The organism is Exiguobacterium sp. s140 (assembly GCF_018617035.1).
In the GTDB taxonomy this organism is placed as follows: domain Bacteria; phylum Bacillota; class Bacilli; order Exiguobacteriales; family Exiguobacteriaceae; genus Exiguobacterium; species Exiguobacterium profundum.
The window spans coordinates 266,807-293,632 of the sequence record NZ_JACSJK010000001.1; the positions used below are offsets into that span (position 1 = coordinate 266,807).

General features: G+C 47.5%; 23 protein-coding genes and 1 other annotated feature. Of the genes, 14 read left to right on the forward strand and 9 right to left on the reverse strand.

Annotated elements, in window-relative coordinates; translation table 11 throughout:
- Positions 1 to 6: 6 nt before the first annotated feature.
- The gene (locus tag KNO61_RS01430) at positions 7 to 636 is read right to left on the reverse strand and encodes a GNAT family N-acetyltransferase (protein ID WP_078147204.1); all 630 of its coding nucleotides are present in this window, start codon (positions 634 to 636) and stop codon (positions 7 to 9) included.
- Between the two features lie 155 nt (positions 637 to 791).
- Between KNO61_RS01430 and acsA the strand changes: the two genes are divergently transcribed.
- Complete coding sequence (acsA, locus tag KNO61_RS01435; protein ID WP_074036486.1) at positions 792 to 2,498, forward strand: acetate--CoA ligase; 1,707 nt, start codon at positions 792 to 794, stop codon at positions 2,496 to 2,498.
- Between the two features lie 40 nt (positions 2,499 to 2,538).
- On the opposite strand, the gene KNO61_RS01440 is transcribed toward acsA, so the two are convergent.
- A complete protein-coding gene (locus tag KNO61_RS01440; protein WP_214811289.1) occupies positions 2,539 to 4,998 on the reverse strand; it encodes a transglycosylase domain-containing protein in 2,460 nt (819 codons plus the stop codon).
- A gap of 169 nt (positions 4,999 to 5,167) precedes the next feature.
- Positions 5,168 to 5,365, forward strand: a binding site (T-box leader).
- A 47-nt stretch (positions 5,366 to 5,412) separates the two neighbouring features.
- Between KNO61_RS01440 and tyrS the strand changes: the two genes are divergently transcribed.
- Both tyrS and KNO61_RS01450 read left to right on the forward strand, forming a co-directional pair.
- Complete coding sequence (gene tyrS / locus KNO61_RS01445; protein ID WP_214872536.1) at positions 5,413 to 6,660, forward strand: tyrosine--tRNA ligase; 1,248 nt, start codon at positions 5,413 to 5,415, stop codon at positions 6,658 to 6,660.
- 96 nt (positions 6,661 to 6,756) lie between these two features.
- Positions 6,757 to 7,383 carry a GTP pyrophosphokinase gene (locus KNO61_RS01450; RefSeq protein ID WP_012726742.1) on the forward strand — a complete coding sequence of 209 codons (627 nt, stop codon included), beginning with the start codon at positions 6,757 to 6,759 and terminating at the stop codon, positions 7,381 to 7,383.
- A gap of 35 nt (positions 7,384 to 7,418) precedes the next feature.
- Here the strand turns inward: KNO61_RS01450 and rpsD are convergent, their stop codons facing one another.
- Positions 7,419 to 8,018, reverse strand: coding sequence for a 30S ribosomal protein S4 (gene rpsD, locus KNO61_RS01455; RefSeq protein WP_031423120.1), 600 nt, complete (start codon positions 8,016 to 8,018; stop codon positions 7,419 to 7,421).
- 223 nt (positions 8,019 to 8,241) lie between these two features.
- Positions 8,242 to 8,724 (reverse strand): GAF domain-containing protein, encoded by a 483-nt coding sequence (locus KNO61_RS01460; RefSeq protein WP_214872537.1) that lies wholly within the window; start codon positions 8,722 to 8,724, stop codon positions 8,242 to 8,244.
- A gap of 238 nt (positions 8,725 to 8,962) precedes the next feature.
- On the opposite strand from KNO61_RS01460, the gene ezrA reads away from it, so the two are divergent.
- Together ezrA and KNO61_RS01470 are read left to right on the forward strand one after the other, a co-directional pair.
- The gene (gene ezrA / locus KNO61_RS01465; RefSeq protein ID WP_214872538.1) at positions 8,963 to 10,693 is read left to right on the forward strand and encodes a septation ring formation regulator EzrA; all 1,731 of its coding nucleotides are present in this window, start codon (positions 8,963 to 8,965) and stop codon (positions 10,691 to 10,693) included.
- 74 nt (positions 10,694 to 10,767) lie between these two features.
- Entirely contained in the window at positions 10,768 to 12,339 is a 1,572-nt protein-coding gene (locus tag KNO61_RS01470; RefSeq protein WP_214872539.1) for an amidohydrolase, read from the forward strand.
- Positions 12,340 to 12,388: 49 nt separating this feature from the next.
- Here KNO61_RS01470 and KNO61_RS01475 read toward each other — a convergent pair whose 3' ends face one another.
- Positions 12,389 to 13,207, reverse strand: a complete 819-nt coding sequence (locus KNO61_RS01475) for an NAD kinase (protein WP_214691264.1) — start codon at positions 13,205 to 13,207, stop codon at positions 12,389 to 12,391.
- Positions 13,208 to 13,356: 149 nt separating this feature from the next.
- Between KNO61_RS01475 and tpx the strand changes: the two genes are divergently transcribed.
- From tpx to KNO61_RS17425, 4 genes are all read left to right on the forward strand, one after another.
- Complete coding sequence (tpx, locus tag KNO61_RS01480; RefSeq protein WP_214872540.1) at positions 13,357 to 13,845, forward strand: thiol peroxidase; 489 nt, start codon at positions 13,357 to 13,359, stop codon at positions 13,843 to 13,845.
- Positions 13,846 to 13,941: 96 nt separating this feature from the next.
- Complete coding sequence (locus KNO61_RS01485; RefSeq protein WP_214687022.1) at positions 13,942 to 14,835, forward strand: class I SAM-dependent methyltransferase; 894 nt, start codon at positions 13,942 to 13,944, stop codon at positions 14,833 to 14,835.
- Positions 14,836 to 14,954: 119 nt separating this feature from the next.
- Entirely contained in the window at positions 14,955 to 16,166 is a 1,212-nt protein-coding gene (locus KNO61_RS01490; protein WP_078147196.1) for an acetate kinase, read from the forward strand.
- A 407-nt stretch (positions 16,167 to 16,573) separates the two neighbouring features.
- On the forward strand, positions 16,574 to 17,176 hold the full coding sequence (locus KNO61_RS17425) for a 3D domain-containing protein (RefSeq protein WP_078147941.1): 603 nt from the start codon (positions 16,574 to 16,576) through the stop codon (positions 17,174 to 17,176).
- Between the two features lie 53 nt (positions 17,177 to 17,229).
- On the opposite strand, the gene KNO61_RS01500 is transcribed toward KNO61_RS17425, so the two are convergent.
- Entirely contained in the window at positions 17,230 to 17,667 is a 438-nt protein-coding gene (locus KNO61_RS01500) for a universal stress protein (protein ID WP_012726732.1), read from the reverse strand.
- A 183-nt stretch (positions 17,668 to 17,850) separates the two neighbouring features.
- On the opposite strand from KNO61_RS01500, the gene KNO61_RS01505 reads away from it, so the two are divergent.
- Together KNO61_RS01505 and KNO61_RS01510 are read left to right on the forward strand one after the other, a co-directional pair.
- Positions 17,851 to 18,576 (forward strand): SDR family oxidoreductase, encoded by a 726-nt coding sequence (locus KNO61_RS01505; protein ID WP_214683962.1) that lies wholly within the window; start codon positions 17,851 to 17,853, stop codon positions 18,574 to 18,576.
- A gap of 10 nt (positions 18,577 to 18,586) precedes the next feature.
- A complete protein-coding gene (locus KNO61_RS01510) occupies positions 18,587 to 19,309 on the forward strand; it encodes a metallophosphoesterase family protein (RefSeq protein ID WP_214872541.1) in 723 nt (240 codons plus the stop codon).
- Positions 19,310 to 19,369: 60 nt separating this feature from the next.
- On the opposite strand, the gene KNO61_RS01515 is transcribed toward KNO61_RS01510, so the two are convergent.
- A complete protein-coding gene (locus KNO61_RS01515; protein WP_078147193.1) occupies positions 19,370 to 20,467 on the reverse strand; it encodes a M24 family metallopeptidase in 1,098 nt (365 codons plus the stop codon).
- Positions 20,468 to 20,632: 165 nt separating this feature from the next.
- Between KNO61_RS01515 and KNO61_RS01520 the strand changes: the two genes are divergently transcribed.
- A complete protein-coding gene (locus KNO61_RS01520; protein WP_074036504.1) occupies positions 20,633 to 21,943 on the forward strand; it encodes a DRTGG domain-containing protein in 1,311 nt (436 codons plus the stop codon).
- Positions 21,944 to 21,984: 41 nt separating this feature from the next.
- Here KNO61_RS01520 and KNO61_RS01525 read toward each other — a convergent pair whose 3' ends face one another.
- Entirely contained in the window at positions 21,985 to 22,299 is a 315-nt protein-coding gene (locus KNO61_RS01525; protein ID WP_074033432.1) for a YtpI family protein, read from the reverse strand.
- A gap of 75 nt (positions 22,300 to 22,374) precedes the next feature.
- Between KNO61_RS01525 and KNO61_RS01530 the strand changes: the two genes are divergently transcribed.
- Positions 22,375 to 23,343, forward strand: coding sequence for a DHH family phosphoesterase (locus KNO61_RS01530; protein WP_078147192.1), 969 nt, complete (start codon positions 22,375 to 22,377; stop codon positions 23,341 to 23,343).
- A gap of 16 nt (positions 23,344 to 23,359) precedes the next feature.
- Here KNO61_RS01530 and KNO61_RS01535 read toward each other — a convergent pair whose 3' ends face one another.
- Positions 23,360 to 23,551 carry a YtzJ family protein gene (locus tag KNO61_RS01535; protein ID WP_074036509.1) on the reverse strand — a complete coding sequence of 64 codons (192 nt, stop codon included), beginning with the start codon at positions 23,549 to 23,551 and terminating at the stop codon, positions 23,360 to 23,362.
- Between the two features lie 103 nt (positions 23,552 to 23,654).
- Here KNO61_RS01535 and dnaE point away from each other — a divergent pair, with 103 nt between their 5' ends.
- Complete coding sequence (gene dnaE, locus KNO61_RS01540) at positions 23,655 to 26,822, forward strand: DNA polymerase III subunit alpha (RefSeq protein WP_196430905.1); 3,168 nt, start codon at positions 23,655 to 23,657, stop codon at positions 26,820 to 26,822.
- The last annotated feature ends 4 nt before the right edge of the window (positions 26,823 to 26,826 follow it).

The window sequence follows — 26,826 nt, forward strand, 5'->3', positions numbered from 1 at the left end:
CCCTCCTTAGTCGTACATAAATCGTCGGCGAAGACGAAGTGAATCAAAATGGTCGATTGATTCTTGTCGTACATTTTTTCCGATACGAGCCATCAAACAGTTGGCAGGATGGGAGGCAATCTCAGGATCGTCTGTCGGGAAGAAAACAAGTCCACCGTGATTCATCATCTTCTCCATGACTTTTCGATAATCCCAAATCGAGAGTCCACTACCTTTCAAATCCCAGTGCCAATAATATTCGGTCGTCAAAATCAAAAAGTCATCCATATGTGGGTCCATCATCGATACTTCGAGTAATTGTTTCCCGATTCGTTGACCACGGAAGCGAGGACTCACCTCGATTGCCCCGAGTTCAAGGATGTATGGGTCGTTTCCTTCACTCCAACGCTCATACGGGTCAGGATAGAGGAAAGTCACGTATCCAATCACGAGATCGTCTTGCCTGGCGACGATGATTCTTCCTTCTTTTAACCCAGCAATATCGACGAGTGCTTCGTGCTGATCTTCCGGTTCACGAAAAGCTGTCAATCCTTCATCAAGACGATACGTCCGTAACACGTCAGGCGCCACCGGACCATCAATCGTGACGTCACCTTGTGAGGTCTGCCACACTTTTGAATGATATTGTTTTTCCATAGGGTCACCACCTTTTCCATCTCTTATTATAGCGCTTTCATCAAGCTGGAATCATCCTGTTTTGATGAAATTGGAAATTCATTGATTTGTCATAATTTTAACACTATACTGAAAGTGGTTATACCAATCTTTACAGGGGAGGCGAATCTTTAACGATGGAAAAATTGAAAGCGTTAACAGGGGAACATCAATTAGCGTCGTATGAAGAGGCTTGTCAGTCGTTTGAATGGACACAAGCAGAAGCATTGTTTTCATGGAATTTGACGGGGAAAGTCAATTTGGCATATGAAGCCATCGATCGCCATGCGGAAAGTGAATTGGCGACAAAAGTGGCACTGCTTTATTTCGATGGGGATCGAGAAGAGCGGTACACGTATGCGGATATGAAGAAAGAAAGTAATCGTTCTGGTAATGTTCTGAAGTCGATTGGTGTGGAGAAAGGCGACCGCGTCTTTATCTTTATGCCACGTCAGCCAGAACTTTATTTTATTTTGCTCGGTGCAATCAAACGAGGGGCCATCGTCGGTCCTCTCTTTGAGGCGTTCATGGAACAGGCGGTTCACGACCGTTTGCTCGACTCGGAAGCGAAAGTGATTGTGACGACGAAAGAACTGTTGCCGCGCATTCCGGTCGATCAGTTGCCTCATTTAGAGACAATTCTACTCGTTGGGGACGATGTCGAAGAGTCGGAAAAGGTGCTCGATTATCGTAAACTGGCGAACGATGCGACGACAGATCTCGAATTGACGTGGGTCGACCGTGAAGACGGTCTGATTTTACACTATACATCGGGCTCAACAGGAAAACCAAAAGGGGTTCTCCACGTCCATAATGCGATGATTCAACATATGATGACCGGCAAATGGGTACTCGATCTTCAACCGGATGATATTTACTGGTGCACGGCTGACCCGGGATGGGTGACGGGGACGAGCTACGGTATTTTTGCGCCTTTCTTAAATGGTGCGACAAACGTCATCGTTGGTGGACGCTTCAATCCTGAATTTTGGTATTCGGTCATTGAACGGTTTGGCGTGACAGTTTGGTATAGTGCCCCGACGGCGTTCCGCATGCTCATGGGCGCTGGCGACGAAGCGTTTGAGAAGTATGATTTGTCTTCACTTCGTCATATTTTATCCGTCGGTGAGCCGCTAAATCCAGAAGTCATTCGTTGGGGACACGAAGCATTTGATCTTCGAATCCATGATACGTGGTGGATGACAGAAACCGGTGCGATGATGATTTGTAACTATCCGACGATGGACATCAAACCGGGCTCAATGGGGAAACCGATCCCAGGTTGCGAAGCGGCTATTTTGGATGACCGGGGTCAACCACTTCCACCACACCGAATGGGGAACTTGGCACTCAAGACGCCTTGGCCGTCGATGATGCGGAAGATTTGGAAGAACGATGCGAAGTATGAGAGTTACTTCTGGGGAGATTGGTATGTGTCAGGTGATTCTGCTTATATGGACGAAGACGGCTATTTCTGGTTCCAAGGTCGGGTCGACGACGTCATCATGACAGCAGGAGAACGGGTCGGACCGTTTGAGGTGGAAAGTCGACTCGTGGAACATCCGGCTGTGGCTGAAGCGGGTGTCATCGGAAAACCGGACCCGGTCCGAGGTGAAATCATCAAAGCGTTCATTGCGCTACGTAAAGGTTATGAACCGTCTGATGAGTTAAAACAAGAAATCCAGCAATTCGTCAAAGAAGGATTGGCTGCGCATGCAGCACCACGTGAGATCGAATTCAAGGACAAGTTGCCGAAAACACGAAGCGGGAAGATCATGCGTCGTGTCTTGAAGGCTTGGGAATTGAATCTTGAAACAGGTGACCTCTCGACGATGGAAGATTAAGATAAACAAAGGGTCGACACATCGTGTGTCGACCCTTTGTTTATTCACCGTTAGCATCAGCATCAGCCTCTTCTTCAGCCTGTTGTTCGGCTTCTTCAGCATCTTCTTCAGCTTTCTTCTTCGCTTCTTCCTCAGCTTTTTTCTTTGCTTCGGCGTCTGCTTTTTGTTTAGCTTCTTCTTCAGCTTTTTTCTTAGCGGCAGCATCGGCAGCAGCCTCTTGTTTCTTCTCCTCAGCTTCTTTCTTTGCTTCTTCGGCCTCTTTCTTGGCCTCTTCTTCTTTCTTCTTCTCTTCCTCTTCTTTTTCTTTCTCTTCTACTTTCTTCTTCTCAGAGAACGAACCTGAGTCTTGGAAGTCTTTCGAAGTGACGGTTGAAGGTTGTGAGAAGCGGGCGCTGACACCTAGAGCTTCTGGGTCATCCGCATAGACACGATTCATCGTTTGCGACCAGATGCGCTGTGTCCGTTGATAGTAACGTCCATAATCCCAACCATCTAGCATTGAAAGGCGTTGTGAATCATAACCTGACCAGACTGCGAGTGTAACGTTCGGGTTCGACCCGACCAAGTACGAATCACGTTGATCGTTCGTTGTACCGGTTTTACCCATCCAATCGCCAGGAACGCTGAGCAATGATTGTGCATATGTCGCAGTACCTGACGTGTAGACGTCACGGAGCATGTCCACTACGAGATAAGAGGTACGTTCTGTGAAAATACGCGTTTTCTTCGGCTTCGCTTCGTAAATGACTTCACCTTGATATTCGATTTCTTGGATGAAGTACGGTTCCACGTGTTCACCGTAATTTGCTAGCATCGCATAAGAGGCGGCCAAATCGATTGGCTTGACTTCCCCGGTACCGAGTGCCATCGCTGAAGCATAACGGTTTCCTTCAGATACCGGAATCCCCATGTCGACTAATTTCTGCGTATCAGCAGGTTTTTGGTTACGTTCTTCATAAATCTTAACAGCCGGGACGTTCAAGGAGAGCTTGAGCGCATCGCGTACTGTGACAGCACCGCGATACGTTTTCCCTTCGTTTTGAACTTGTTTCTTCGGTTGTCCCGGACCCGTGAACTTATAAAAATACTCTTCGTCGATGATTTGAGTGGCAGGCGTAATCATGCCAGCTTCAATCGCATTTGAATAGACAAGAATCGGTTTTGCAGTCGACCCGATTTGACGTTCTGCCCAGAAGGCGCGGTTCAAATCGTCGGTCTTGCCGTTGATATAGCGGCCCCCGACGAATCCGAGTACTTTCCCGGTCTTATTCTCAATCATGACAGAAGACGTTTGTTCAGGAAGTGTGCGGTTCTCATCTTTAATCGTTTGATTCGGTCCGAAGTTGCCAGCGTTTTTAGCCGGTTGTTGCATCGCTTCGTGAATTTCTTTATCCAATGTCAAACGGATGTTGAACCCACCTTGACGCAACATGTTATGAGCACGCTTCGCATAAGTCGAACGGACAGAGTCCTGTTCCTCCGAGCTCAACTCATTGATTTCAATCCCATCTTGCTCCAATAGATAATCCGTTACGATTTGGCGTGCTTGAAGTTCTGCTTCGTCTACCACGTACGGATATTTGTCGCGAGGCTTCGTCTGAGTCTGCATGAAGTCTTGCGTGATGTCGTAGTTATAAGCGGCATCATATTCTTCTTTCGTGATCTTTCCTGCAACGTACATGCGGTTCAATACCGTTTTCATTCGGTTAACCGCACCCGATACGTCCTCTTTGATGACGCCACCTTGATAGTAAGGTGTGTAGAAGAATGGGTTTTTTGGGATACCGGCAAGGAAAGCGGCTTGTGGAAGTGTCAATTTCTCTGCCGAAGTATTGAACACACCGCGAGCGGCGGCCTCAATCCCTGAAATGTTACGTCCCATCGAGTTACGTCCGAATGAGACAACGTTCAGATAGGCGTTTAAAATTTCATCTTTGTCCATCGCTTTCTCTAGACGAAGGGCGAGTAATATTTCTTTTGCTTTCCGTTCGAAAGATACTTCGTTCGTCAACATTTGGTTTTTAATCAATTGTTGCGTCAACGTTGAACCACCCGTGCGATCTTCAGATCCTGTTGCTTCTTGTAAAATAGCGCGCAACGTCGCTTTTGGAACGACGCCATCGTGCTCATAGAATTCGACATCTTCCGTCGCAAGTAGTGCATCGACGACGTATGGAGAAACTTTTTCTACTGGAATCGGGATTCGTACCTCATCGGTCGTATAGTTCCCGATGCGCTCCCCGCTTCCGAAGTAAATATTGGAAGTCGATGTATACGTATTGATTTGCGCAGTCATCGTTTTATAAGCCGGGGTCGGCATATCTTTGACGAGTGACGCGAAATATCCGACACCAATTCCAGCACCTAAAAACCCGATGAGTACAACAGAAATGATGGTCAGGAGTAGGACGTTCCACGACACATCATACATAACATTGGCATAACGACGTACTTTCAATGACGTCGGATTATTCCATAAGTCTCGAATCTTCTGCAGCATGACAGCCTCCTTAAATATGGTGTAAAACTATTTTAGACAGTAATATATTCGATTATAGCACAATTCAACCTACACCTTACCTCGAAACCGAAGTCTCGTGCAAGTTTCATTGTAAGAGTTGACAAGTTGAAATCGATGCTTATAAAATGAATAGCATAGTCAACAAGATAATGACGCTGTGAAGAAAGCGAAGTAGTCGACGGGCCTCTTGTCCAGAAAGCTAGTGGTTGCTGTGAACTAGCCAATGTCAATCGATGAATTACACTTTTAGAGCGTGCCTTCGGGCCGGTTCGAGACCGTTATCTCTCGCTCAAGCGGTCGCAAATTGCGACAAGTAGGGTGGTACCGCGGAATCTCCGTCCCTTCTCATATGAGAAGGGACGTTTTTTTATGTCAATCGAAGGAGTGGAACAAATGGAACTATTAAACGATTTAGAGTTTCGAGGACTTGTCAACCAAATGACAGATGAAGAAGGATTAAAAGAACAACTCAAGCAACCGACGACGTTATACACGGGATTTGATCCGACAGCGGACTCGCTTCACATCGGGCACTTGCTCCCTATCTTGACGCTAAAACGTTTCCAGCAGGCCGGCCATCAGGTCATCGCGCTCGTCGGTGGGGCGACAGGGATGATTGGTGACCCGTCTGGTCGTTCGGATGAACGTTCACTAAACACGTTGGATACGGTCAAGCTCTTCTCCGATCGCATCAAGGATCAGTTGAGCCGATTCCTTCCACTTGAAGGGGAGAACCCGATCACGATTCGCAACAACTACGAATGGACGGAAGAGATGTCAATCATCGACTTCCTGCGCGACATCGGGAAGCACTTCCCAATCAGCTACATGCTTGCGAAAGATTCTGTCGATTCACGCATGGAGAATGGAATCTCTTACACAGAATTCTCATACATGTTGCTTCAATCTTACGACTTCTTGAAATTATACGAGACAGAGAAATGTCGTCTTCAAGTCGGTGGAAGTGACCAATGGGGGAACATCACGGCAGGTCTTGAATTGATTCGTCGCTTCGGTCATTCAGAAAAAGCGTTCGGACTTACGGTTCCGCTCGTCACAAAGTCGGACGGACAGAAGTTCGGGAAGACAGCGGGCGGTGCGGTTTGGTTAGACGCAGATAAGACGTCACCATACGAGTTCTTCCAGTTCTGGATCAACGTCGATGATGCGGATGTCATCAAGTTCATCAAATACTTCACGTTCATGTCGCACGAAGAGATTGAAGCACTTGCGACTGAAGTGACGGAAGCACCTGAGAAACGTGTGGCGCAGCGCCGACTCGCCGAAGAAATGACAAAGCTCGTTCATGGTGAAGCAGGACTTGAACAAGCGGAACGCATCACGAAAGCGTTCTTTAGCGGAGATTTGACGTCGCTTCAACCGGAAGACATGGAAGATGCGTTCAAAGGAATGCCGCAGTTCGAGCTTGACGGTGAGCGCAACATCGTAGACCTCCTCGTCGAGGCGAACATCTCACCATCGAAACGTCAGGCACGTGAAGACGTGACGAACGGCGCGATTTACTTGAACGGCGAACGCGAACAAGCAATTGATAAAGTCGTCACTCGCGAAGACACGCTCGGTGAATTCACCATCATTCGCCGCGGTAAGAAGAAATACTTTGTGATTCGTCACGTATGAACATCCTGTCCGTTCCTCATTTGTTGAGGAATGGACTTTTTTTATACATGACGTGCGGTTCGGATTTGCTAAAATGAGGAGAAAGGAGGGATGACGATGGAGATAGAAGAATTTTTCGGCGACCAGTTCCATCAATGGCGCGAACACTTTCGTTATTATGAAATGGCGATCACGGAACTCGAGAGCGATCTCGGGATCATCGACTTGGATTGGCAGACGAGACTCGGGTATTCACCGATTGAACATGTGAAGACGAGAATGAAAACATTGCCATCTATCGTGCGCAAGATGAAACGGAAAGACTTACCTTTAGAGGTTTCGGCACTTTGGGAGCATGTGCACGATGTGGCGGGCATTCGGATTGTCACGAGCTTCCGTGATGACATATATGAGATTTTGCGTCATCTAGAGGCGCGAGATGATTTAGATATCATCGAAATAAAAGATTACATTAAATACCCAAAACCGAGCGGGTATCGGAGCTTACATCTCATCGTAAAAACGAAAGTCTATTTGGCCGAACGAATCATCTGGGTGCCGGCCGAGATTCAGATTCGTACACTTGCTATGGATTTTTGGGCGGCAACGGAACATAAGCTTCAATATAAATATCAGCATGACGTACCCGAGTCATCTAAGGAAGAATTAATAGAGGCGGCACTCATGGCGGATGCCCTCGATACGCAAATGGGGCGTATCCGACAAGAGATTTTGAAGAAATAAAAAAATCCCCTTCGCGAAGAAGGGGATTAAAAGCATTAACGTGAGTAGTACTCGACGATGAGTTGCTCTTTGATTTGGTCGTTAAGTTCAGCGCGTTCTGGGAGACGTACGAATGTACCTTCGAGTTTCTCAGCGTCAAACGATACGAAGTCTTTTGTAGCTGGTGCTACTTCAAGTGCTTCAGCGATTGCTTTTACGTTTTTCGACTTTTCACGAACTGCGATGACTTGACCTGGTTTTACGCGGTAAGACGCGATGTCAACGCGTGATCCATCAACAGTGATGTGACCGTGGTTGACGAGTTGGCGTGCTCCACGACGTGTGCGAGCGAGGCCGAAACGGTAAACGAGGTTGTCGAGGCGTGATTCGAGCAAGAACATGAAGTTCTCACCGTGGATGCCTGGCATTTTACCAGCATCGTTGAAGATGCGGCGGAATTGCTTCTCGTTCACTCCGTACATGTGACGAAGTGCTTGCTTCGCTTGAAGCTGAAGACCGTATTCTGAGATTTTCTTACGACCATTTCCGTGTTGACCTGGTGCGTAAGGACGTTTTGCTAATTCTTTACCCGTTTCGCTAAGCGAGATGCCTAAGCGACGCGAGAGTTTCCAAGCTGGACCTGTGTAACGAGCCATGATTGGACTCCTCCTTGTTGTTCATGTATTTTGCACAAAAGAACAACGGTGTCAAAGACGAGTAACGCCCCTTTCTAGGTGCAAGCACCTTCACTTGATAGCGAAGCTACGAGATGCCCCTCCGACAAAAGTCGAGGCCCGAAAGGTGGATACGTTTGTCTGTGACTGCTATCGTCATTTCATGCACAAAGATGAGTATACGATGAATACCATCTCTTGTCAATCAAATATAGCGAAGAAGTGTTTCGCAAAAACGTTCGAGTCCTTGACGGTCGATTTCTGAGAAACGGTCGAACTCCGGGCTGTCGATATCGAGCACGCCGATTGTTTTCCCGTCACGTACGAGAGGGATGACGATTTCAGAATTCGAGGCCGCATCACATGCGATATGACCAGGGAATTGATGAACATCGGCCACGAGCTGTGTTTCTTGTGTAGCTGCCGCAGTTCCACAAACCCCTTTACCGAACGCGATGTGAACGCAAGCCGGGAGTCCCTGGAATGGTCCTAAGATTAGACTGTCTTCAGAATCAGTCACGTAGAATCCGACCCAGTTGATCCGATCTAAAAATTGGTTGAGTAAAGCGCTGGCGTTGGCAAGGTTGGCCACTGTATTTGTCTCGCCCTCTAATAATGCGGCGAGTTGCTTGTTTAATAGTTCGTAACCGGCTGTCAAATCACCTGAGTACGATGTCGTTTGGAACATATGAATTCCCCTCCATCTTTCATGTTTTTAGAATTTAGCATTATGGTACACGCAAATTTCAGATTTGTCTTGTTAGAAAGTTCCGAAAAAATGAACAATCTCCACTGAAACCATTGGAAAACCTATGCAAATCGTTGGTTCTATAATATGATTAGGTATATCTATTCTTATAAAATACTTCTTTTTTTAATATAAAGGTACATAAGTCCACGAAAGCGGCTTGGAGGTTGTGACAAAGATGGATTACGGAATTTATGGATTAATCATTGGAATCATCGTCGTCGTATTAGGCGGCATGTTGGGGAGTATGCTCATTCGAAGGAATTTTTACCAAAAAATTGACGACTTGGATATGAGGAAACAAAGTGTGCTCAGTGCGAGCATACCCGTCGAACTCCAGAAATTCAAACAGTGGCCGATGGAAGGGGAAACAAAAGAAAAGTTTGATCGTTGGCATCAATCTTGGGATGAGTTAGTCAGTGTACATGCAGGTCAAATCGATGAAGCGTTATACCGGGCTGAGGAAGACTTGGATAAATATCGTTTCATGAAAGTCAAAGCTGACTTGAATGCAACTGAACAACTCATTGAAGAGCTCGAGACGATGGTACACGCCATGCTCGATGAGATGGATGAATTTACGACGTATCACACCTCGCTTATGGACATTGTGAAGCAGGATGAGAAAGAGTTGTATCAGTTCCGCAAGACATTGAATTCACAAAACCACGCGTTCGGACCAACCTATGCATTGGTGGAACAAGAGATTGCCGCTGCCGAGGCGAAACGCAGTGAGATGATTAACTTAAAGCAGGTCGGTCAAGTTTCTGAAGCATTTGAAACCGGACAAGCCTTATCGAATCAAGTAGGACACATCCGTGAACTGATTCGGATCATTCCGCAATTTGTACGTACGGTTCAAGTGGAACTGAAACAACAACTTCAACAACTCCGCGCTGGACATAAAGAAATGCAAATGGACGGGTATGCGCTTGAACCACTAGGATTAATGGAAGAAATCGATCAAGCGGAAGATCGTCGAGAAGAGTTGATGGCTCGAATCGAACGCTTGGAATTTGATCATTTTGAAGAGGACATGCAACAGTTGAGCTCGGATATCGATCAATTATTCGAAGCATTCCGAACAGAGGTCGATGCCCGCCAATACGTGAAAAAAGAATTTGCGACGATACAAGAGCGCGAATTGCAATCAAGCGAAATCATGAATCACTTACAGACGGAAATGTCTCGACTTGTAAGCAATTATGAGATCAATGCACGCGTCGGAGAAGAGTTCGAACAATTAGAACGTGAACGGGCGACGCTCACGGCGAATGTACTTGATATCGAACAAGCTCTCGTCGCGCAAATGTTACCGTTTAGTATGATCAAATCCAAAGTGCAGGAAGCGAAACGGTCACTTGACCAATTCAGTGCCATGCATGAGCGTTTCATTGAGGATACGAATTCATTACGTAAAGAAGAGCTTGAGGTCCGTCACAAGTTAGAAACGTGGAAAAAAGAATTGTCTGGGCATCGTCGCCTGTTAGCGAAAAGTGCGATGCCGGTTGTTCCGAATGATTTGTCAAACGACTTACGTCAGCTCCAAAAAGGTGTCCAGTCGTTAGACGAACAGTTTGACAAGGCACCGTTCAACATGACGTATATCGTCGGGCTTAGCCATGATGTCGAAGAGATGATGGATAACTTCCGTGACCGTGTCCATGCACTGATTCGTCAAGTGACGTATGCGGAACATTTGCTCCAATATGCAAACCGCTTCCGTCGCCGTGACAACGAGGTCCATATCGCCTTGACGCTTGCGGAAAACAAGTTCTTGCATGGAGAGTATGGCACTGCGGTCGAAATCGGTGAGCGGGTGCTCGGTCGATTCGATGAGAACGGAGCCAATGAAATTCGTCAACGTGTGGATAAAGGGTTAGAACAGCAGGAATTGCTAAAAAAATAAACGATGCATGAAGATTGACGGAAACGGGAAAAACGTAGACGTCAATCTTTTTTCAATCAAGGAGGAATCGTCAGATGGGTACACTATGGGTCAACGGGAATATCTACACATTGAATAAACCGGGTGAGATGGAACGTGCCATGTTTATTGAGCATGGACGCGTCTTGAAGATGGGGGACGAGGGACATCTCCGACGTACATATGCCGGTCGCATCGAAGAGATTGTGAATTTGGAAGGGAAGAGTGTGTATCCGGCCTTTACCGATTCACACATTCACCTTGTCGGATACGGCGAAGCGCTCGACCGTGTCGATGCGAGTGAAGCGACGGATCTTCGAGAATTACTTGAAACGATGAAGCAACGAGGGTCGGACGACGATTGGATCGTCGCAGAAGGGTTTGATGATCGTCTGCTCGGTGACATGCCGACACGCGAGATGATTGATGAAGTGATTGACGACCGTCCTGTCGTGTTGAAGCGTGTCTGTCGTCACGTAGCCGTCGTGAACTCGAAAGGACTTGAACGACTTGGATTGATCCACCATACGGTGATCGAAGGTGGAAAACTTGGGCGAGGTGAAGAAGGTAAATTGAATGGCGTCCTATATGATGCTGCACTAGATCTCTTATATAAAGAATTGAGTGGGAATCGTAAGAAAAATGCCGCTTCTCTTCGCCGGGCAATCGATTCATTATTCGCACATGGAATCGTTGGTGCCCATACGGAAGACTTGTTCTATCATGGAGATCCGCTCGAAACGATTCAAGCGTACGAAGATGTACTGGACGAACTTCCGTTTCAAGCACACCTTCTCGTCCACGAACAGGTGGTGGATCGTGTCATCCAGCAAGATGCGATGACGCGTCGGAAGCGGTTTGACTTCGGTGCGATGAAACTCTTTGTCGACGGTTCGTTCGGTGGACGCACCGCTCTGATATCTGCACCGTATGCGGATGATCGGAGTCAACGAGGAATTGAAGTACATCGACCAGATCATCTCGAGGCACTCGTGAAAAAAGCACGAACATACGGTATGAATGTGGCAGCGCATGTGATCGGTGATGCGGCGGTCGAGCAATTTGTCGACCTGCTTGAGAAGTACCCTGCCAGAAAAGGGACACGAGATCGAATTATCCATGCCTCATTATTGAATGACTCATTGATCAACCGAATCAAATCATTGCCTGTTTTGATTGATGCACAGCCGGTATTTTTATCGGATGACATGGACATGCTGTTCGAGCGGTTGGGCAATGAGCGTGTGCATGATGTCTATCGATTCAAGTCTTTACTCGATACAGGGGCATTGGTGTTAGGAGGAAGTGACGCGCCAATCTCATCTGTTGACGTCCGAAAGGGGTTGTTTGGAGCGGTGATGCGACAGTCGTTTCACGGATCGAGCACGCTAAACCCGAGTGAGCGTCTATCGATGTATGAAGCGCTTCGCAGCTTCACGTATTCGCCTCATGTCGCTACAGGGACGCACGGAAGAAACGGGCTATTGGTTCAAAGTTACAATGCCAACTTCACAGTATGGGACGAAGATTTCTTTAAATTGAGTGGGGAAGACATCCTACACAACCGTCTTGTCATGACTGTTGTCGAAGGGAAGCCGGTGTACGAGGCAGAAACAGCCACGATATAAAAAGAGGAGTGGTTTCACCCGAAAGGGATGGAACCACTCCTTTTCTTTATCAGAAGAATGAACGTTGCACTTTATGCCAGAACGAGTTGGTCCGAAGCTTGACAGTCTTGATGACCTGGTCCGAGAGTTCGATATCGATTCGGTCTGTGTACTTCAAGCTGAGCGCCTCGTTATCCATCCCAATAATCGGGTAGTCGTTGCCGTCTTCGACGATGCGGAGTGACAACTTACGCGAATCATGAACGATAAAGGATGAGCCGAGTGTGCGATAGCGATTATTGTTGACCGAAGCGATCTCACTCACTTGCATACATGGGATGAGTGGGTCGACGACCGCACCGCTGAGAGATTTGTTATAAGCAGTCGATCCCGTCGGCGTCGATACAACCATTCCGTCCCCACGGAATGTTTCGAAATGTAGATCGTCGATATAGACCTCGATGGCGAGTGATTTGATAATACTTGATTTAATCGAAGCCTCATTTAAACAGAGGAGCGGTGTCGATTCGTTGATCGATGCTGAAAGAAGTGGATACTTCCGGACTTCGAGACCTTCTTCGATTCGCATCGAGTTGTCCGAGAAGAGGCGGTCGACTTCATCGAGTTTATGTATGTCGAAATCACAATAAAACTCGTTCAATCCACGACCGAAGCCAACGTAGATGGCGTCTTGACGAAAGCCTGTGTAGCGAACCGCCTGTAAAAATGCCCCGTCCCCGCCGACTGCAGCGATGATGTTCGCGTCCTCCGGTTGATTTACGATGTTGAACCCGTGTTTTTCCCCGATTTCTCTCAGTTTCTTCACTTCTTTTGTGAATTCGTTGACGTTACGATGGTACAAATAGACGTTGTTTCTCATCTGAGTCATCCCCTTTGTCAATGGTGTCCTCTTTATTATAACGTGTTTCTTCCTACCGATATAGGGAAAACTGAAACAGAGTCAAAAGCAGGAAGTTTGTCAAAGGCTCAAGTTCATCGATATGATGAACGAGTAACTACAACAAAGGGGATGAGTACATGCCAACATTTAAAGGGAACAACGTAACATTACAAGGAAATCCAGTGAAGGTAGGAGATCAAGCTCCTGATTTCCGCGTCTTGACGACCGCTTTAGAAGAAGTGACGTTAGCAACCTATCCGGGGAAAAAACTAATCAGTGTCATTCCTTCAATCGATACAGGCGTATGTGATGCACAAACGCGTGAGTTCAACGAAAAGGCCTCATCACTCGGTGGTACAGTCTTGACTGTATCGAACGATTTGCCGTTCGCACAGCGCCGTTGGTGTTCTGCATCTGGTATAGATAACGTAGTCACCCTCTCGGACCACCGCGATCTTTCGTTCGCAAAAGCATATGGTGTTTTAATTGAAGAAATGCGTCTCCTTGCGCGTTCTGTATTCGTCGTCGATTCGAATGGCGTCGTCCAATATGTACAATATATGGATGAAATGACAGATGAAGTTGATTTCGCGGCGGCACTTGAGGCGTTCGAACAAGCGAATTGATTCGTTTGGCGAAATTGATTAAAATAGCTTACACTAGTACGTGAACCGACCGGTCCTCTCATGGGGGCCGGTTTTGTATGGAAAGGATGAACGAAAATGGAACGTTTTGAACAACTCTATCGTGATTGGAAGAAGGAAGCGAAGAAACTGGTCAACGATCTGGATGTATTACCGATCGAGGCACTCGTCCAAGTATTTGACCATGTTGACATTGAAAAAGAGAAGATGGACGATGTCCGTAAAGCAGTGAGTTTACTCGTCTTGGAAGAAACGACACAACTCCCCCCGAACAATCAACCGACACCGGATGCGGTCAGCCTATTTATGGGTTATCTAGCTTCGAAGCTACTTAAGGAAAACGCGACGATTCTAGATTTAGGTAGTGGGACAGGTACGTTGACGCACGCCGTTCTCTCTCAGTTAAAAGATGCGACAGCGCAAGCGGTCGAAGTGGATGAACTGTTGCTTCGTCTTTCCTATTCCATTAGTAACTTGTTAGGAGAACCAGTATCCTACTTCCATCAAGACGCCCTTGCTCCTCTGTTTGTTGAACCGAGCGATCTTTCCGTTGCTGACTTGCCGATCGGCTATTATCCAAATGATGAAGTGGCAGCCGGATACGACATGAAACGAGAACAAGGACATGCCTATTCGCATTTCCTCTTGATGGAACAGGCGATTCGCCATACGAAACCAGGTGGGCATGGATTATTTGTCATCCCGAACAATTTGTTTGAACAGGATGACGAAGGGAAATTAAAACAATGGATGGACCGTGAGGCTGTTGTGAAAGGGGTCATTCAACTTCCGACGACGATGTTTAAAGACGAACGTTACGCGAAAAGCTTATTGCTCCTTCAAAAAGTAGGAGAAGGCGTCACACGGCCAAAACAAGCGCTATTCGTGGAACTTCCGTCATTCACTGATGTCAGAGCGGTAGCCAATGTTGTGAAACAGATTGATGATTGGTTCAAAACAACTCAAAATTAACGGACAAAATACTTGAAAAAGGTATGCAAAATCAATTATCTTCATTATGATACAGTTATCAGTTTTAAATTGAACAGATAAAGATATGCGTTTAAAACGAAAGGTAAGAGGTGTATGACATGACGAAAATTATGGCAGTCAATGCGGGTAGTTCATCGCTCAAGTTCCAGTTACTCGAGATGCCAACGGAAGAGTTGCTCGCAGTCGGACTTATAGAGCGTGTAGGGAAAGAAGATGCGATTTTTACAATCAAGTACGGTGAAGGACAGAAGTTCAACGTGGTCACACCACTTCACACGCACAAAGAAGCGGTTGAATTGACGTTGGAGAAATTGATCGAATTGGATATCATCCAATCATTCGATGAGATTTCTGGCGTAGGTCACCGTGTGTTACACGGAAAAGAGTTGTATGCGGATTCGGTCGTCATTGACGATGAAGTCATGAAGAACATCGAGTCGTTCACCGAGCTCGGCCCACTTCACATCCCACCAAACTTGACAGGTATTCGCGCATTCCAGGCAATTTTGCCGAATGTCCCACAAGTAGCGGTATTCGATACAGCGTTCCACCAGTCAATGCCTGAAGAGAATTTCTTGTACAGTCTTCCTTATGAATACTATACAGAACATGGTGTACGTAAATACGGTTTCCACGGAACGAGCCACAAGTATGTCACACAGCGTGCGGCAGAACTTCTCGGTCGTCCGCTAGAAGACTTGCGTTTGATTTCATGTCACCTCGGTAGCGGTGCATCGATCGCTGCAGTAGCAGGTGGTCGCTCAATCGATACAACGATGGGCTTCACACCACTCGAAGGAATCACGATGGGAACGCGCTCAGGTTCTTTGGACCCGGCCCTCATCCCGTTCTTGATGCAAAAAACAGGGAAGTCTGCTGAAGAGGTCTTGAACGTCATGAACAAAGAGTCTGGCGTGTACGGACTTTCTGGTATCTCAAGTGACTTGCGTGACATCGAGCAAGCGGCTGCAGAAGGAAACCATCGTGCAGAAGTTTCATTGAAAATCTTCTCGAACCGTATTCACGGTTACATCGGTCAATATGCGGCTGAAATGAATGGTGTCGACGCCATCATCTTCACTGCAGGTGTCGGAGAGAACTCGGACGTCATCCGTGAACGCATCCTTCGCGGTCTTGAATTCATGGGTGTCTACTGGGATCCTTCACTTAACAACGGTGCTCGCGGAAAAGAGTTGTTTATCAACTATCCGCACTCACCAGTTAAAGTCATCATCATCCCGACGAACGAAGAATTGGTCATCGCGCGCGACACGGTACGCGTTGCAAACCTTGTCGAAGCACACGCATAATACGAAACGAACCCACGTTACTTCGTGTAACGTGGTTTTTTTTTGTGAGTCTTTTTTACTAATGTGAAGAATCTGAAGTGGGACCAATGTTATCTCCTTTGTAACATTAGGCGCCTCATCTGCACCGTTTTGCAATGTTTACGTCATGAATAAACCATATATTGGATGTGAATTTATAAAAATATCTCTCGTTCGATTCAAATGTCTAATCTAACGCGATAAATCGTTACATTTGACATCGATTTGTAATGTTCGTGTCACTCAAATGAACAGGAAGTGTAACGGCACTGACCGATATTTCGTCATATAGTTATCTGGACGAAATATTCATTGGAAGTGACAAATCGCCTAGATAAAGGATGACACGGAATCGAAGACAAATTGACGAAGAGAGGACGAAAAAACGTATGTTGAAAAAAATCATGATGCTCTTACTTCTCGCCATCGCCGTATTTGCATTTGCTCTACCGACTTCACCAGTGGAAGCAGCTACTAAAAAAGTTTATGTTGCGACAAAGTCAGGTTCGAAGATGGTTTATGCAGAAGGGAAATCAAATGCACGAGTGATTGGGAAGATGACAGCGAGTGATCGTCTTCAACGTACAGGTTCTCGAGGTGCTTGGATTCGCGTGAACTATAAAGGGAAGGCCGGATGGGTCCCTACAAAGAACTTACGTACGGTAAGTGCTCCAAAACCGCTCAAACCAGCAAGCGTTAAGACATATACGATGAAAGCATCGGCATATACACCGTATTGCAAGGGATGTTCAGGTAAGACAGCACTTGGATGGAACGTTCGTACTCAAAAGCGCAATGTCATCGCGGTAGACCCGCGCGTCATTCCGCTCGGAACAAAAGTACAAGTATACGTAGGCAGCAAGTTGTTAGGTACCTACACGGCAGCTGATACAGGCGGCGCCATCAAAGGAAATAAAATCGACATCTTAATGTATTCACATAGTGCGGCGATTCAATTCGGTCGCAAAACGGTTACGGTCAAGGTGTTGTAATGCATAAGAAAGGGTCTTGCGATTGCGCAAGACCCTTTTTGATGCATGGATGATTATTGACGAACGATGAGGACGTCACATTTCGCATAACGGACGATGCTTTCAGAGACGCTTCCGATAAAGAAACGTTCTACAGCGTTTAAACCTGTCGCGCCACAAATAATAAGATCAATATCATGATTAGGCGCAATCTTTTTCGCAATCGTCACTTTCGGTGAGCCGTATTCGATCACCGTCTCGACTTCTTTTACGCCACGCTCTTTCGCGCGATTGACATAGTCTTCAAGCAATTCTTTCGCATATGTCTCGGCGCGCTCTGTGATTGTCCGATCGTACGCTTCTACAGTCGCAAACGTCCGCGTATCAATCACATGACCGACGTACAGTTTCCCTTCGTTACGAATCGCGACATCGATTGCTGTTTCGAATGCACGTTCCGCCTCTTTAGAGCCGTCAACGGCAGATAAAATGTGTTTGTATACAATTGCCATGTAAATCCCAACCTTTCGCTCGAAATATACGTTCGGCTTACATATATAGTATACCACTTCTTTCGGTTTTCACGCTTTTTCGCCATGAAAATGAGTGAATTTTTTCATGGCGGTGTTCACGACATGTCCAAGTTTGGAATTCGTGTGAAAGAACGGGTAAAATAAGGCGGAGGAGGTAGGACGATGAAACACGTATTGATTACATCTGGTGCCAAAGGGATCGGACGCGTCGTGACGGAGCGTCTGTTACAAGATGGTTGGCACGTTAGCATTTTGCAACGGAATCCAATCGACTGGGAACATGAGCGGATACATATGATTGAGGCCGGATTGACGGACCGCGAACAACTGCTCTCGGCCTATGAGCAAGCGGTCGAACGGTTTGGTGAACCGGACGCCTTGATCTTAAATGCAGGTCCATATATCTTTGAGCGGAAACCGCTCGTCGAATTGACGGACGACGAGTGGGACGAAGTACTCACGGGCAACCTGTCCGCCTCATTTTGGTTAATGCGTCGTGCGCTTCCTTCCATGCGCTCGAATCGATTCGGACGCATCATCTCGTATGGATTTCCGGAAAGTGGGACGGCGCCTGGGTGGATCCATCGTTCTGCGTTTGCCGCTGCAAAGACGGGACTCGTCAGTTTGACAAAATCGGTCGCATTGGAAGAGGCACCGTTCGGGATTACGGCGAACATGGTCAACCCGGGCAATATCGTCGGCTCGCAAAAGGAGATGCGCATTGAGGAAGCGGAAGTAGATGAAAGCACTCCGGTCGGTCGACACGGGACGGGAGAAGATATCGCGCGTTTGATTTCGTTCTTATTACAAGAAGACTCGGACATGATCACAGGTGCCATCATCGATGTGACAGGCGGCGTCAACGTCGTCCATCAATATCGGAAGTGAGGGGAACACGATGAAAATCGGAGTGGTCACGGACGTTCATGGCAATCTCGAAGCGTTAGAGGCTGCGCTCCAAGTCATGGATACAGAGCGGGTCGACGTCATTTGGTCACTTGGTGACATGATTGCGATGGGACCGGACTCCAATGCGGTCATGGAGCGATTGCTAGATCGGGGCGCGCATAAGATTTCTGGGAATCATGATGAGGCCGTCCTTTCCCTTTTGGCTGGATACGGTCATCCGGAAAGTTATGCACATACGCGCCCCCACCATGAGTGGGTCGCGCGTCAATTGGAGACTCGATATGCGGATGTCCTCGAATCTCTTCCACGAACGATGTCCGTCGAAATGGCTGGCGAAACGGTGTTCGGTATTCATTATCATATCCCGACCGACCGACGCCATGCCGCGATCGTCGAGGAACCGTTTCACGAGATTCTCGAACCGACGCTGGAAAATATGCAACGATTATATGGGACGTATGAAGGAGAAATCGTGTTATTCGGACATCACCATCCCGTCCACTTGTTTGAAGATGACAGGAAACGCTACGTCAATCCTGGTGCGCTCGGGGTGGCGAAAGATGACTTGGCTCGCTTTGCCATATTATCTGAAGGAGAAACGGGGATTGACCTTGAACTGAAGGCGGTCCCATATGACAAGCGTACCTTTTTAGAGAAGATGGAACGTTATGACGTACCTCAACGGGATGTCATGCTGGGTTTGTTCTATTAAGGTATATAAAAAGTAAGATATGTAAAAAGTGCGATCCTTGGTAATGGATCGCACTTTTTGTCATTCAATCTCTTGAAGTGTTTTTGGATAACTCGTCAATGTGATAGGACCACTTTCTGTCATGACGAGATCGTCTTCGATACGGACTCCGCCGATTCCCGGTAAATAGATACCCGGTTCGACTGTGAACGTCATCCCGACTTGGGCGGTCGTGTCATTGTTCGCTGCCATCGATGGATGTTCGTGTACTTCGATTCCAATTCCGTGACCGATCCGGTGAGTGAAGTATTCACCATATCCTGCAGACGTGATGACTTGTCGTGCGGCGATATCGATTGCGCCAAGTGTCGTCCCGACGTTCGCCATCTCGATTGCGGCTTCCTCCGCTTGGAGAACCGTGTCGTAAATCTCACGTTGTTTGCGACTCGCCTCACCGAAGACGACCGTTCGTGTGATGTCTGAACAGTATCCCTGCCAGACGACGCCGAGGTCGAACAAGGCGAAATCACCTTTTTTCAGACGGTTGTTGCCTGGGACACCGTGAGGGTCGGCACTATTCTCGCCGAACAAGACGAGTGTGTCGAAAGACATTTCACGGACACCTTGCTGTTTCATAGCGTATTCGATATCCGCGATGACCTCGAGTTCGGTCACGCCTTCACGGAGGGAACGGATCCCGGCTTCGATGGCCATATCTGCCAACTCGGCGGCCCGCTTCATGATTCGGACTTCATCAGGTGATTTGATCATACGTAACGTTTGGAGCTCGTCTGTCAAATCAATAATGGACAGACCGGCAAAACCGGCACGAAGATGCTCGACTCGGTTGAATGTCAAATGTTCCCCTTCGATCCCGATTCGTTCAGGAACGATTTGGTTGTCGAGGAATAACTTGACGATTTTGTCCCATGGATTTTCGTGGTCCATATACGTCACGATTTCACCTGACCAGTCACTCGCTTCGACAATCCCTTTTTCAAGTGCTGGGCAGATGATGGCAGTTGTGCCGTTTTTCAAAACTAAAATGGCGATCAATCGCTCGTGTGCTTCCGCGTATACTCCCGAGAAATAAAACACGGATGCTTTCGATGTGATGAATGCTGCATCTAACCCTTTTGTCGCTAGAGATTGTGCAATTTGATTGGTGCGTTGATTCAAGTTGAATCCCTTCCCTTCTACCTCTTACGTTGACTACTCGTCTATTATAGCTGTTTCGAAAACAGAAAGGAAATGTTGCAATTGGATTGGTACAGTTTGAACTAGTTCGACTGATACAGTATACTAAATAGAGTAGAAAATGTATTGAGAGAAGGGACTCCGCGTATGACCACAAAACATGAACAGATCATAGCACATATCGAGTCACTCGATGTTGGGTCAAAAATTTCGGTCCGCCAAATCGCCAAAGAGTTGGCTGTATCAGAAGGTACGGCTTATCGTGCCATCAAGGAAGCTGAGAACCTAGGTTTCGTATCTACCATTGAACGGGTGGGGACGATCCGGATCAAGCGAAAGCATAAAGAGAATATTGAAAAACTTACATTCGCCGAGGTCGTCAATATCGTCGATGGTCAGGTGTTGGGCGGACGTAACGGCCTCCATAAGACGCTATCGAAATTTGTAATCGGTGCCATGAAGCTCGAGGCGATGATGCGATATATCGATGTCGACTCACTCGTCATCATCGGGAACCGCGAGAAGGCGCATGAACTCGTCTTACAATCAGGTGGGGCTGTGTTGATCACAGGGGGATTTGACACAACGGATGAAGTGAAACGAATGGCAGATAAGTATGATATGCCTGTCATTTCTACATCCTATGACAGTTTTACCGTCGCGACGATGATCAACCGAGCCATCTATGACCGTCTAATCAAAAAAGAGATTTTACTCGTCTCAGATATCGTCATCCCGCTCCACGATACGTTCTATCTGAAATCAGATGACACAGTGAAACGTTGGCACGAGCTGAATGAACGGACGAAACATAATCGGTATCCCGTCATCGATGAACAGATGAAAGTGGTCGGCGTGATCACGGCAAAGGATGTCATTGATAAATCACACGACTATGATATTGAGAAGGTCATGACGAAAAGTCCGATTACAGTAGGCGTACAAACGAGTGTCACCAATGCCGCGCACCAGATGGTGTGGGAAGGGATCGAGATGTTACCTGTCGTTGATAACTACGGACGTCTGCTTGGGATTATTAGCCGCCAAGATGTGCTGAAGGCCCTGCAACTGGCGAATCGACAACCGCAAGTCGGTGAGACGTTCGATAACATGATCACGAACCAGCTGAAAGAAGATCCTGCATCGAACGGGACGGCCTTCACGGTTGAAGTGGCCCCACAGATGACGAGTCATATGGGGACCGCCTCATCTGGCGTGTTGACGACCTTGTTGGTCGAGGGGGCGACGCGAAGTCTACGTCATATGAAGAAAGGCGATCTCGTGGTTGAGAATATCACCGTCTATTTCATGAAGCCGATTCAAATTGAAAGTCAGATTCGAGTGTCGGCCCATGTCTTCGACCTCGGTCGGAAGTTCGGGAAAGTGGATGTGGAGATGACGCAAGGGACACAACTTGTCGCCAAGGCGCTCGTCACGGCACAACTCATCGACCGGTAACGAAAAGAGCACCTGCTACGCACTGTAGCAGGTGCTCTGTTTCATGATGGCGTATTCGTCGGTTCTTCTGCGGCGAGAGGGTAAATTTTGCGGTAACGGATAAATCCGACAACAGCATTCCCTAAACCGACGACTAACATGACGATGCTGACAATCCAACCGACAGATGAATTCAGACCGAATCCCCCGACCATTTGGTTCGCAGCGAACAATGCGAGGAATAAACTTAACCAGATCAACGCTTGCGTGTTGAACAACGCTTTGCGGTTTGGCGTCTTTGTCAAAAAAGCGCGGCGCTTGAAGACAAGGTACGCACCGAGCGCGAACAAAATGAGTCCAATCATGACAAGTTGCAAGTGAAGGAACCCCTTTCTATCTCGTAATCTGTTATCATCATACCATAATAGTGTGTAGGAAAGTGAGGAATCATCATGACGCAATGGCAGGAAGCGGATACAATCAAATCAGAAATTGAGGCGGCTGACACCATTTTCATTCACCGCCACGTACGACCAGACCCTGATGCGTTGGGGAGCCAGCTTGGTTTACAGCGCATTCTAAAATCGGTTCATCCGGAGAAGCAAATCTATGTGGTCGGTAGCATGGTTCCAGACCTCGAGTTTTTAGGAAAGATGGAACATGTCGAAGAAGAAATGTATCAGGACGCGCTCGTCCTTATTTTGGATACGGCGAATCAAGAGCGAATCGATGGACCTTTCGCATTGAAAGGGAAGACGATCATCAAAATCGATCATCATCCTGATGAAGATCCGTATGCGATGACACAGATTGTCGATACCTCGGTCAGTTCGACGTCTGAGATGATTGTGGAACTCGCGGACATTTGGGGATATCCCATTGACCAAGAGGCGGCATTTTTACTCTATGCCGGCATCGTTGGCGACACAGGACGTTTCCAGTTTCGAAATGCTACGGCCCGAACGTTTGAGATTGCTTCGGCGCTGATTGCGAAAGACATCGACACGAATAAATTATATCGTCACATGTATAAAACGAATTTAGCGACTCTCCAACTGCAAGGCTATGTATTACAGCATGTCCAAGTAACGGAAGAGGGGGTCGGCTATGTGAAGATTGACAAGGATGTGCTTCGAACGTTCCATGCCTCTCCAGAAGCGGCGTCTCAACTCGTCAATAGCTTCTCGGGTCTTGAGGGATTGAAATGTTGGGTCATGTTCGTGGAAAACAAAGAAGAGATTCGTGTGCGCATCCGGTCGAAAGGTCCTGTCATCAATGAAGTGGCCAAGCGATACCGTGGGGGAGGTCATCCGATGGCGGCTGGTGCCACGATTGACACATGGGATGAGATGGATGACGTGATTGCGGCTTTGAATGAAGTGGCTGGGGAATTCACGTTTGAAGAAAATGAAGAGAGCTGACCTTGGTCAGCTCTCTTCATTTGTCTCCATTTTCCTTTGGGATGAACCATGTACCTCGTTCGGTCACGTCCTCGACGACGTCGAGCTGATACTCAGTAATGTACTTACGGAGCCGGTCGATGATTTCTGGGCTGTCGGCAAACACTGTTTGACCATGCTGTAATTTTTCTAACTTATCGCGTGCAATCTGTCCCCGATTGATAATCATACGCTTTTACCCCCTTTTGTCGTGAGTTTTGTCTATAATTATTGTATCAGAGAAGTGATGAATTGAGTTTGACAATTCCATTAATATAGTAAGGAGGCCAACGATGATTCATCTGAATGTCAGAACTGCTTATAGTTTACTACAAAGTACAATCCGGTTAGAACAATATGTCTTGCAGATGACCGAACGGGGAAGTCGTTCCGTGGCGATCGCAGACGATGCGTTCTATGGGGTTCCGACATTTTTGTCATATTGCCAACGATATGAGGTGAAACCGCTAATCGGACTGAGAACGGTCCTCCGATTGGATGGGTTAGACGTATCCGTGATTGTGTATTCATCTAACGAAACGGAGCTTAAGGAACAATATCGTATCATCCAGGCGGGAGGAATTGAAGGACGGACAACGATGCCGCTGATCGTATTACCTGAAAATTGGAAAGCGAGTGATCCGGTTCACCGGCGTCGCCTTTATCATCAACTCTTGTCGTTTGTCGATGAAGAGAAGCTGTGGCTCGGACTACCGGCACCTCAGACTACGGAACAGGTACAAGTGTTGAAACAACTTCGTCTCATGCGCGAAGAGCTTGCTGTCCAATTGATTCCGGCCCCTGAAACGAGATACATGAGACCGGAAGATGTGGAAGGATTCCGAGCCATTTCTGCCATTCGCGAAGGGGACGTGATGTCGAATGAAGACGTGCGACAAAAAGGATTGCACGTTCGACTACCGAGTGAAATGAATGACTGGTTCACAACGGAAGAATTATCGGAACTGGATCGATTCGAGGCATTGATTCGGCTAGATCATCTACCACGTGCGGAAGGGGCGATTCCAGAAATTCCGGATGCCGATCAAAAGCTGAAACGACTTGTCGGTGAGCGGTTGAAGGCGATGGAACTCGTGAAAGAACCTTACATCGAGCGGGCAAAGTTTGAGCTTGAAGTCATCGCCAATACCGGATTTTCTTCCTATTTCTTGATCGTGGAAGACATCGTTCGGTTTGCTCGAGAATCTGGGATTGAAGTAGGTCCGGGGCGTGGATCGGCAGCAGGTTCACTCGTCAGTTTTGCCCTCCATATCACGGAAGTCGATCCGGTTCATTACGGGTTGTTGTTCGAACGATTCTTAAATCCAGAGCGTGTGTCGATGCCAGACATAGACCTCGATTTTGAAGATGAACGTCGTGAGGAAGTGGTTTCTTACGTACTATCAAGATACGGTCATACGCATGCCGCACAGATCGGGACACTTGCCACGTTCGGTGCGAAAGCGGCAATTCGAGACGTTGCGAGAGCGCTCGGGATGACCCTTGAGGAAGGGCAGGCTGCGAGCAAGCAAGTGAAAGCCGGAGGACTTGATGAACTGATGTCGAGCCAGAAGCAGATGAAGTGGTTTGCCGGTAGCCAAAAGCGTCAGCAGTTATTACGGATTGCCAAACAGCTAGAAGGTTTGCCGCGTCAATCCTCCGTTCACGCGGCAGGAGTGGTGCTCAGTCGTCAACCGATTGAAGAAGTGACTCCGCTCCAACCCGAACTTGAAGAACACGTGACCCAATATAATATGAAGGATTTGGAAGAGGTCGGGCTTCTGAAAATTGACTTGCTCGGATTACGAAACTTGAGTCGCTTGCGAAAGATGGAGGATTTGATTCGAGAAAGTGATGCGCTGTTCTCTCTGAAAACAATTCCGTTAAACGATGCCCGGACGTATCGACTGCTTGCGAGAGGTGAGACGGACGGAATCTTCCAATTCGAATCGACCGGGATGAAGCAAGCGCTTCGACAAGTGAAACCGACTGAGTTTGAAGATATCGTTGTCACGATGTCACTCTATCGCCCGGGACCGATGCAATTCATCGAAACGTATGCGAAGCGAAAGCACGGTATGCCTTACCAACCAGTCCACCCAGACGTAGAAGACGTCATGAGACCGACATACGGTGTACTCGTCTATCAAGAACAGGTGATGAAACTTCTCCGTAAACTCGGAGGCTATTCCTATGCGGAAGCGGATTTGGTCAGACGTGCTATTGCCAAAAAGGATACCGGAACGATTGCTCGGGAACGAGAACGATTTTTGCAGCAAGCAAAAGCGGGAGACCAGGACGTCTTGGCGCAAATCTTTTCATGGATTGAAAAGTTTGCCGGGTACGGATTTAACCGCTCTCACGCTGTCGCCTACAGTTTGATCAGTTACCGATTGGCTTACGTCAAAGCACATTTCCCTCGTGTCTTTCATGTGGTGACATCAGAAAAAACAACGGAACTTGTCAGACTGTTACGGAAAGATCAAATTCCGGTGTACCCACCGGACGTCTTACATGGTCACGCTGACGCGACACTTGAGGGACCGGGCGTCCGGCTCGGGTTGAAGGCGGTCCAGGGGTTGACCAAACGGGATGTGGACCGACTGATTGAACTGAACGGGCAGTTGAAAGATGTCAGAACGCTTCAAGAAGCCATGGAGTGGAAAAATAAAGACCAACTGAAATTACGTCGATTACTTGGTGCGGGCGCGCTCGACCGGATGTATCACGGTGACCGGACACATGCCTTTGAAGCAGTCGAACGTTTGCGAGAAGAAGCGGGAACACATTTTTTACCGGATGAGCTGTCTTCACTCGGACTAAAACAGAAAAAAGTGAAAGAACCGAATTGGTCTGAAGAAGAGAGGGAGGCGCTCGGGACATGGGTGGTCCACTCTCCATTGACGGCACTTCCGGATATCGGGATCGAACCGTCTACAATTGAAGAAGTCATGAATGGAACAAACGGTTATCTCGTCGTATATGTAGATGACGTACGTACGTTCATGACAAAAAAACAAGAACGGATGGGTGTTCTCATGGTGGACGATGGCATGACGCAAGACGAGGTCGTCGTGTTTCCTCGAACATTCGCGCAGTTTGGACGGTCCCTCTATGCCGGTAACATCTTGTTACTAGAGGTCCATTCGAATGAACGGGATGGTCGCAAGCAATTGATTGTCGAACGGGTTCGACCGTTACACGGGCAAGCCTTATTCATCCGGCTCACACTCGACCGCTTCCCTGAATTGGAAGATTGGATTCAACGAGCACAAGGGGATGTCCCGGTTGTATGCCGATTCACGGATTCGAAGGAAGTGAAACAACTGGCTTCAGCTTTTTCAATCAATCCGAATGAAGAGTATGTGGCGGAAGCGAAAAGACGGTTCGGGGAAGAAAATGTCGTACTGAAACGAATCGATACAAAAATGGTTGGTCCAGAAACTAGTACCAAGTCCTAAAAAG